At 58.8% G+C, this 8130-nt stretch carries 9 protein-coding genes; 6 read left to right on the forward strand and 3 right to left on the reverse strand.

The annotated features are described in order from the left end of the window. Positions 1 to 70 precede the first annotated feature (70 nt). The 4 genes from rplU to proB all read left to right on the forward strand — a co-directional run bounded on the left by rplU (position 71) and on the right by proB (position 3168). Positions 71 to 385, forward strand: coding sequence for a 50S ribosomal protein L21 (rplU, locus tag JWR14_RS25605; protein WP_031360733.1), 315 nt, complete (start codon positions 71 to 73; stop codon positions 383 to 385). Positions 386 to 428: 43 nt separating this feature from the next. Further along, positions 429 to 689: a 50S ribosomal protein L27 gene (gene rpmA / locus JWR14_RS25610; protein ID WP_031360734.1), complete on the forward strand. Its 261-nt coding sequence runs from the start codon at positions 429 to 431 to the stop codon at positions 687 to 689. A gap of 181 nt (positions 690 to 870) precedes the next feature. Beyond that, entirely contained in the window at positions 871 to 2001 is a 1131-nt protein-coding gene (gene obgE, locus JWR14_RS25615; protein WP_299713917.1) for a GTPase ObgE, read from the forward strand. Between the two features lie 48 nt (positions 2002 to 2049). Next, the gene (gene proB, locus JWR14_RS25620; protein ID WP_299713920.1) at positions 2050 to 3168 is read left to right on the forward strand and encodes a glutamate 5-kinase; all 1119 of its coding nucleotides are present in this window, start codon (positions 2050 to 2052) and stop codon (positions 3166 to 3168) included. A 137-nt stretch (positions 3169 to 3305) separates the two neighbouring features. Here proB and JWR14_RS25625 read toward each other — a convergent pair whose 3' ends face one another. Together JWR14_RS25625 and JWR14_RS25630 are read right to left on the reverse strand one after the other, a co-directional pair. Beyond that, on the reverse strand, positions 3306 to 3863 hold the full coding sequence (locus JWR14_RS25625) for a CNP1-like family protein (protein WP_299713923.1): 558 nt from the start codon (positions 3861 to 3863) through the stop codon (positions 3306 to 3308). A 178-nt stretch (positions 3864 to 4041) separates the two neighbouring features. Further along, positions 4042 to 4692, reverse strand: coding sequence for an RNA pyrophosphohydrolase (locus JWR14_RS25630; RefSeq protein ID WP_299713933.1), 651 nt, complete (start codon positions 4690 to 4692; stop codon positions 4042 to 4044). A gap of 241 nt (positions 4693 to 4933) precedes the next feature. On the opposite strand from JWR14_RS25630, the gene JWR14_RS25635 reads away from it, so the two are divergent. After that, positions 4934 to 6682, forward strand: a complete 1749-nt coding sequence (locus JWR14_RS25635; RefSeq protein ID WP_299713926.1) for a proline--tRNA ligase — start codon at positions 4934 to 4936, stop codon at positions 6680 to 6682. Between the two features lies 1 nt (position 6683). Then, entirely contained in the window at positions 6684 to 7295 is a 612-nt protein-coding gene (locus JWR14_RS25640; RefSeq protein ID WP_299713929.1) for a MarC family protein, read from the forward strand. Between the two features lie 207 nt (positions 7296 to 7502). Here the strand turns inward: JWR14_RS25640 and JWR14_RS25645 are convergent, their stop codons facing one another. Beyond that, a complete protein-coding gene (locus JWR14_RS25645) occupies positions 7503 to 8054 on the reverse strand; it encodes a hypoxanthine-guanine phosphoribosyltransferase (RefSeq protein WP_299713931.1) in 552 nt (183 codons plus the stop codon). Positions 8055 to 8130 lie beyond the last annotated feature (76 nt).

Genomic DNA, 8130 nt, shown 5'->3' on the forward strand with positions numbered 1-8130 from the left:
CTAACTCTCTGTATAATCACGCGTTTTCGCGCACGGTGTGCGGAAAAATGAATTCAGAGTGAGGTTCTCAATGTACGCGGTCATAAAAACCGGTGGCAAGCAGTATAAGGTTGCTGTCGGCGAAAAATTGAAAGTAGAACAGATACCGGCAGACATTGACGCTGAAATCACGCTCGACCAGGTTCTCGCAGTAGGCGAAGGTGAATCGATTCAGTTCGGTGCACCGCTGGTCAGTGGGGCTTCCGTCATAGCTACCGTCGTGTCCCAGGGTCGTCATAAGAAGGTTACGATCTTCAAGATGCGTCGCCGGAAGCACTACCAAAAGCACGCTGGCCATCGCCAGAACTACACCGAACTGCGTATCGACGCTATCAACGCCGCGTAAGCGTCGTCGAGTCGATTAAGCTAAACGGTCAAGGAGCTATTAAATGGCACACAAAAAAGCAGGCGGGTCATCCCGCAATGGTCGCGACTCTGAATCAAAGCGCCTCGGCGTGAAGGTTTACGGCGGCCAGGCTATCAACGCAGGCGGAATCATTGTTCGCCAGCGCGGTACGCGCATGCACCCGGGCGATAACGTCGGCATGGGCAAGGATCACACCTTGTTCGCGCTGACCGACGGCCACGTCACGTTTTCGACGAAGGGCGCAGCAAAGAAGCATCTGGTCAACGTTGTCCCGGCTGCCTAAGTAGTATTCAGGCACGGGCTTCAGGACCGGAAAAGGCCCCGCGAAGTTCGCGGGGCTTTTTTTATTGGCCGGCTTGATTGACGCGGCCAGGCAGTGACATATATCGAATGGTCTAGTGGCTGGCATCGGCCGGTCGCGGCAGAATAGCGGAACACCGCTGAAACACGGGACGGAGCAACTCATGAAGTTCATTGACGAAGCGAGAATTGAAGTCATCGCCGGCGACGGAGGGGATGGCAGCGCGTCGATGCGGCGCGAGAAGTTCGTCCCGTTCGGCGGGCCGGACGGCGGCGACGGCGGCCGGGGTGGCAGCGTGTATGCGGTTGCAGACCGCAATATCAACACGCTGATCGACTACCGGTATGCGAAGAAACACCAGGCGCGCAATGGCGAAAACGGCCGCGGCGCAGACTGTTATGGCAAGGGTGGCGACGACATCATCTTGCGCATGCCGGTCGGCACAATCATCGCGGACACGGAAACGGGCGAGTTGATCGCCGATCTGACCGAGCACAACCAGAGCGTGTTGATCGCGCACGGCGGCGCGGGCGGTCTCGGTAACCTGCATTTCAAGTCGAGTACGAACCGCGCGCCACGTCAGAAGACAGAGGGCAAGCCAGGCGACCGGCGCATGTTGCGCCTTGAGTTGAAAGTGCTCGCCGACGTCGGTTTGCTCGGCATGCCGAACGCGGGCAAGTCCACGTTCATCACGGCGGTGTCGAATGCGCGGCCGAAAATTGCCGATTATCCGTTCACCACGCTCGCACCGAATCTCGGCGTGGTGCGCGTGGGACCGGAAAAGAGCTTTGTCATCGCGGACATTCCGGGTTTGATTGAAGGCGCGGCGGAAGGCGCGGGTCTGGGTCACCGATTCCTGCGCCACTTGCAGCGCACCGGCGTGCTGCTGCATCTCGTCGATCTGGCCCCGTTCGACGACGCGGTTGATCCTGTTGTGGAAGCGCGTGCGATCGTCAACGAATTGCGCAAGTACGACGAAGCGCTGTACGAAAAGCCGCGTTGGCTGGTGCTGAACAAGCTAGACATGGTGCCGGACGACGAACGTAAATCGCGCGTGGCCGACTTCATCAAGCGTTACGAATGGGACGGTCCAGTGTTCGAAATCTCGGCGCTGACAGGGCAAGGTTGCGAAAGCCTGACTTACGCCATCTTCGATTACATCTCGAAGAACTCGGATGCATCGCGGGCGGCAGAAGCCGAAGATCTCGCCGCTGATGTCCGTTTCCGCGACGAACCCGCCGTCGTGGCGCCTCAGCCCACGCCGGAGATCGACGAAGACGAAGACGAAGCGTAAAAGTTTGGCCCGTGGTTATCGAGGCAAATCCGAGGAGAAATGCGTCAGATGCGTTCCGTCATAGCCGCTTCGAAGCGACTCGTAGTGAAAGTGGGATCGAGCCTGGTGACCAACGACGGGCGAGGGCTCGACCACGCGGCCATCGCGCGTTGGGCCGCGCAAATTGCCGCGTTGCGCGGGCAGGGCAAGGAAGTCGTGCTGGTCAGTTCCGGTGCGATTGCCGAGGGTATTCATCGGCTGGGCTGGACCAAGCGGCCGCGTGAAATTGACGAATTGCAGGCCGCCGCCGCCGTTGGCCAGATGGGCTTGGCGCAGGTCTACGAAAGCAGTTTCGCCAAGCACGGCATGCGGACCGCGCAGATTCTCCTTACGCACGCCGATCTCGCTGACCGCGAACGCTATCTGAACGCGCGCTCAACGCTGCTCACCTTGCTGCGGCTGGGTTGCGTGCCAATCATCAATGAAAACGACACCGTCATCACCGACGAAATCAAGTTTGGCGACAACGACACGCTCGGCGCGTTGGTAGCGAATCTCATAGAAGGCGACGCGCTGATTATCCTCACCGATCAGCGTGGCCTGTTTACCGCCGATCCACGCCGCGATCCCACGGCCACGCTGGTCGAACAGGCTGACGCGGGCACGCCGGAACTCGAAGCCATGGCGGGCGGCGCGGGTTCTAGCCTGGGGCGCGGTGGCATGCTGACCAAGATTCTCGCCGCGAAACGCGCGGCGCATAGCGGTGCGAATACGGTGATCGCGAGCGGGCGAGAGTCGGATGTCCTGACCCGGCTGGCATCGGGCGAGATGATCGGTACACAACTCATGGCGCGGACGGCCCGTATGGCGGCCCGCAAGCAATGGATGGCCGATCATTTGCAGGTGCGTGGCCACGTGGTTATCGACAAAGGTGCTGTCGAAAAGCTCACTGCGGACGGCAAAAGTTTGCTGCCAATTGGCGTGATCGATGTTCACGGCGCGTTCGCGCGTGGCGATGTAATCGCGTGCATGAATCCGGGCGGTCAGGAAGTGGCGCGCGGCATCACGAACTACAGCAGCTCGGAGGCGCGGCTGATCCAGCGCCGTCCGAGTGGCGAAATCGAAACGGTGCTGGGATATATGCTGGAACCTGAGTTGATTCATCGGGACAATCTGGTTTTGGCATAAGCAGCGCTGGGCACGCAGGAACTTAAAAATCCGCCAGTTGGCGGATTTTTCTGCTAAAAAATAGCGTTTCTGAGAAGAAAATTGCAAAAAAACCCGCTGACCGTCAGGCGCAGCGGGTTTTTTAACAGCTGTTCGATCTAGTGATAGTTCGAAACCGCGGTCCGCTTCGCCTGGATGTTCGACAAAATCTGCTTCGCCGGCCCCGTCGGCAGCTTGTTCGAGCAGAAATAATCCTGATATAGCGCCGCGTGATATGCGTTCAATTCGCCGTTTTCGATACGTCGAAAATCGTTTTCGACCGTGCGGTCCCAGTCGGTCTGGTCCTCATTAATGCTCGCATACAGGCGCCAGTTATAGTTGTCGCAGCGAATGCCTTCGTAATTGACATTGCGCGCGCCGGCCGGGCTTTTCACGACAATTGTGTAGCGAATCACACCGTCGGATCCTACGGTGAGCGAGTTTTTATCGATGAAAAAACTCAGCGGCGTATTGTTCGACACCGTAAATTCCAGGAGATCTGCGTCTTTTGGCAGCGGAGGCAGGGTATCGACCTTGTTTTCGGTCCAATTCGGCGCGCGGTCCATGAGGTAGACGAACGCGCTGTCGTCCTTGTTGGTCGGCTGTTTGGAACTACCGCAACCGGCGAGCACGACAAGGGCTGCCGCGGATGCCGCGAACAATGCAATGGCTTTCAATTCTTGATTTCCCGAGGTTGATGCAGAAGCGACTGCAATTCGATCGTGCCGCGTGATTACGCCGCGTTTTGTCCCATGAAGGGAAAACGCTGGCATCTCAAACGCAAGCCCAGCCTTCGACGCTGCACGAAAAAAAGCGGCGTGCGTTGCCGCACCGCCGCTTCGGATCACACACGTCCTAATCCCGCGAAGGACGTTGTGCGTAGATGTGCAGCTCTTCGGTCACCGAACATTCTGCCTGAATGACATCACCGTTAGCAGAAACGGTGACATCTTCCATAGTCATGCCCTGAATCACGCGCGGATAACGGTTGGCATGATGCGCCATACGTTCCGCGCGCTCCGCACGCACAACTGCGCGCCTCAGAAAGCGAGAAAGTTCGGTGAGCGCAAGCTGATAAACATCCCGCTTGAACTCGATCACCGCGTCAAGCGGGACCCAATACTCATTCCACCGCCAGGCATCGAATTCCGGATGATCCGTCGCACGCAAACAAATGTCACAGTCGCGGCCTACCATGCGTAACAAAAACCAGATCTGTTTCTGTCCGCGATAATGCCCGCGCACCTCGCGCTTGATGAACTTGTCCGGCACCTCATAACGCAGCCAGTCGCGAGTCCGACCCACGACCTTCACATGCTCCGGAAGCAAACCGGTTTCTTCGTGTAACTCCCGATACATCGCTTGCACGGGGGTCTCGCCGTACTTGATGCCCCCCTGCGGAAACTGCCAGGAATGTTCACGCAGCCGTTTGCCCCAAAACACTTCGTTGTGCGCGTTCAAGAGGATGATGCCGACGTTCGGGCGAAAGCCTTCACGATCCAGCATACAACCACCTTCGAATCCTTTAAAATTGCTTTGATTATAAACAGATAACGGGCCTGGCGCACCGGCACGAACCCGAATCGGGGTTCGTTTCGTTTGGGTGCCAGGGATGCCGGGGCGGTCGGTCATACGCCTTACCGCATCGCTGTCCCGTCGTTCACTCGTTCCGCACGTTCTGCATGTTCCGCAGGTTTGGGCGACAAACCCATTCAATCGACGCGCTCCCGCATTGGAAAATTTTTGAATGAAAGCATCCCGTTTCTTTATCGGCACCCTGAAGGAAGCTCCCACCGACGCGGAAATCGTCAGCCACCAACTCATGATGCGTGCGGGCATGATTCGCCGCGTGGCCGGCGGTATCTATAGTTATCTGCCTATCGGCCTGCGCTCCATCCGCAAGGTGGAGGCCATCGTGCGTGAAGAAATGAACCGGGCCGGCGCGCTCGAATTGTTGATGCCCGGCGTGCAACCGGCTGAGCTCTGGCAGGAATCGGGACGCCTGGAGCAATACGGCCCCGAACTGTTGCGTATCAAGGATCGTCATGACCGCGATTTCGTGCTCGGACCGACGCACGAAGAAGTGGTGACGGACATCGCGCGGCGCGAGATCAAGAGCTACCGCCAACTGCCCGTCAATTTCTACCAGATCCAGACCAAGTTCCGCGATGAAATCCGGCCGCGTTTCGGCGTGATGCGCGGGCGCGAATTTATCATGAAGGACGCGTATTCCTTCGATCGCGATCAGGCGGCCCTCGCCGAGTCGTACAAAAAAATGTTCGATGCCTACGTGCGTGTGTTCACGCGCATCGGCCTGGAATTCCGTGCCGTCGCGGCCGATAACGGCTCGATCGGCGGCAGCGGTTCGCACGAATTCCACGTGATCGCCGACACCGGCGAAGACGCAATCGCGTATTGCCCGACCTCGGATTACGCCGCAAACGTCGAAGCTGCCGATGCGCTGCCGCTAAACGCAACGCGCCCGGCGCCCACGGAAGAGATGAAGAAGACGGCCACGCCGGGCAAGGCGAAGTGTGAGGCGGTGGCGGAATTGCTGAACATTCCGCTGGAACGCACGATCAAGTCGATCATCCTCGCAACGGAAAACGAAGGCGCGGAGCCGACCATTTGGCTATTGATGTTGCGCGGCGATCATTCGCTGAACGATATCAAGGCGAACAAGCAGCCGGGTCTGGCGGGATATCGCTTTGCAACTGAAGCCGAAATTATCGATACGTTTGGCACGCCGCCTGGTTATCTTGGCCCGCTCAACACGAAGAAGCCGATCAAGGTGATCGCGGACCGGACGGTCGCGAACATGAGCGACTTCGTGGTGGGCTCGAACGAGGTCGACTATCACACCACCGGCGTGAACTGGGGCCGCGATCTGCCGGAACCGGTCGTGGCGGACATCCGCAACGTGCTGGCGGGTGATCCGTCGCCGGACGGCAAGGGCACGCTGGAAATCTGTCGCGGCATTGAAGTGGGCCACGTGTTCCAGCTCGGTACGAAGTATTCGGATGCCATGGGCGCGTCGTTCCTCGACGAAAACGGCAAGCCTGCTCCCATGCAAATGGGCTGCTACGGCATCGGTATCACACGGATCCTGGGCGCAGCGATTGAACAGAATTTCGACGCCAAGGGCATCATCTGGCCGGAATCGATTGCACCGTTCGAAGTCGTGTTGTGCCCGATGGGCTACGACCGTAGCGACGCGGTCCGCGAGCAAGCCGACAAGCTTTATGCAGCGCTGCAGGCTGCTGGTATTGACGTGGTTCTCGACGATCGTGGCGAGCGCCCGGGCGTGATGTTCGCTGATTGGGAACTCATTGGCGTGCCGCATCGGCTGGTGATTGGTGACCGCGGACTCAAGGAAGGCAAGCTTGAGTACCAGGCCCGACGGGATGCCGAAGCCACGTTGCTGCCGGTGGACGACGCGGCCAACATCGTGATCGAGAAGGTGCGCGCTGCACTGGCTCGGGGAGTGGCCCAGTAACGTGCAGTACAACTTCCTCTCGGCGACGGTGCTGCTGATTTTGATCACCGATCCGCTCGGCAATATCCCGATCTTCATCAACGCGTTGCGTGGTGTTGCGAAGGAGCGCCGGCGGGTGGTGATCTTGCGGGAAGTCGCCATTGCCTTCGTGATCTTGCTGGTGTTCATGCTGGTCGGCGACCGCTTTCTTCGCGCGATGAGCCTGACGGATTTGTCGTTGCGGCTGGGCGGCGGGATTGTGTTGTTCCTGATCGCTTTGCGCATGATTTTTCCGCATCCCGATGGTCCGATGGGCGGTGATTCACGCGGTGGCGAACCGCTGATCGTGCCGTTGGCCATCCCCGCGCTGGCCGGTCCGTCGGCGCTGGCGACGGTGATGCTGCTGACATCGCAGGCGCCCGGGCAGATGTGGGAATGGGTCGGCGCGCTGACGATCACCATGATGGTCTGCGCGATCGTGCTGGTGCTGGCCGAGAAGATCCAGCATTGGCTCGGCGAGCGCGCGGTCACGGCGTTCGAACGGCTGATGGGGTTGGTGCTGGTCGCGATATCGGTGGAAATGATCCTCACCGGAATACGGACGTTTGTGCATCAGTTGGCCACAAGCGGCTGATGCTCGCGTTTGCATCGAATGTATCGATTCAGGCGCGGCCGATGTTTCACTTTCCGAGGTTGGCCGCGTATTTTCAGTCGAGCGGCATAGTGGGTAAGCGGACGTAAAAAGGGGTTTCAACGTGAGTTGAAACCCCTTTTTTTATGCGCTGAACGTCGTGTATAACCTCGAACGGCCTGTTCTGAACCGCTCACATTCAACAACAGATCACGCGCCTTCCGTCAGCGCCCGGATAGTCGGCAGGTTGCGCCAGTAACCCTTCGCGTCCATACCGCAGCCGAACACATACCGGTCCGGCACTTCGAAGCCGCAAAAGTCCGGCCGCAACGGTTTCTCTTTATTGATGAGCTTCTCGCACAGCACGGCAGAGAGGAATTTCTTCGCGCCCATGGCCATGATGCGGTCGCGGATGGCAGCCATGGTTTCACCTTCATCCAGGATGTCGTCGAGCACCAGCACCACGCGATCTTTCACCGCTTCCGCAGGCGCCACGCGCCACTCCATCTTGTCGCCGCCTTTGGTCGTGTTCCGATATCGCGTCAAGTGGATGTAGTCGAACTCGAGCGGGAAATCGAGATGCGGCAGCAGCATGCCGGTGAACACGGCCGCGCCGCCCATGACGGACAGCACGAGCGGAAACTCTTCGCCGGTGCTCGCTCCGATGGCTTTCGCCATGCTTTCGATCGACGCGGTCACGTCCTGCGCCGAAACGATCTCTTCGGAGTGGCTGAAAATGTGGAGTGCTTCTTCGCGATTCATAAGGGCAGGCGGCGAGGGTGTAGAGCTAAAAATAGGGGAAACGAGGCGCTAAGCGCCACATGATAAACCCGCGTTC

The organism is Caballeronia sp., from assembly GCF_028292365.1.
In the GTDB taxonomy this organism is placed as follows: domain Bacteria; phylum Pseudomonadota; class Gammaproteobacteria; order Burkholderiales; family Burkholderiaceae; genus Caballeronia.

What these genes read in the sequence shown, in the direction of transcription:
- proB (WP_299713920.1), top strand. Translation starts at nt 2,050, where the DNA reads ATGCGTTCCGTCATAGCCGCTTCGAAGCGACTCGTAGTGAAAGTGGGA.
- JWR14_RS25630 (WP_299713933.1), bottom strand. Translation starts at nt 4,692, where the DNA reads ATGCTGGATCGTGAAGGCTTTCGCCCGAACGTCGGCATCATCCTCTTG.
- rplU (WP_031360733.1), top strand. Translation starts at nt 71, where the DNA reads ATGTACGCGGTCATAAAAACCGGTGGCAAGCAGTATAAGGTTGCTGTC.
- obgE (WP_299713917.1), top strand. Translation starts at nt 871, where the DNA reads ATGAAGTTCATTGACGAAGCGAGAATTGAAGTCATCGCCGGCGACGGA.
- JWR14_RS25635 (WP_299713926.1), top strand. Translation starts at nt 4,934, where the DNA reads ATGAAAGCATCCCGTTTCTTTATCGGCACCCTGAAGGAAGCTCCCACC.
- JWR14_RS25645 (WP_299713931.1), bottom strand. Translation starts at nt 8,054, where the DNA reads ATGAATCGCGAAGAAGCACTCCACATTTTCAGCCACTCCGAAGAGATC.
- rpmA (WP_031360734.1), top strand. Translation starts at nt 429, where the DNA reads ATGGCACACAAAAAAGCAGGCGGGTCATCCCGCAATGGTCGCGACTCT.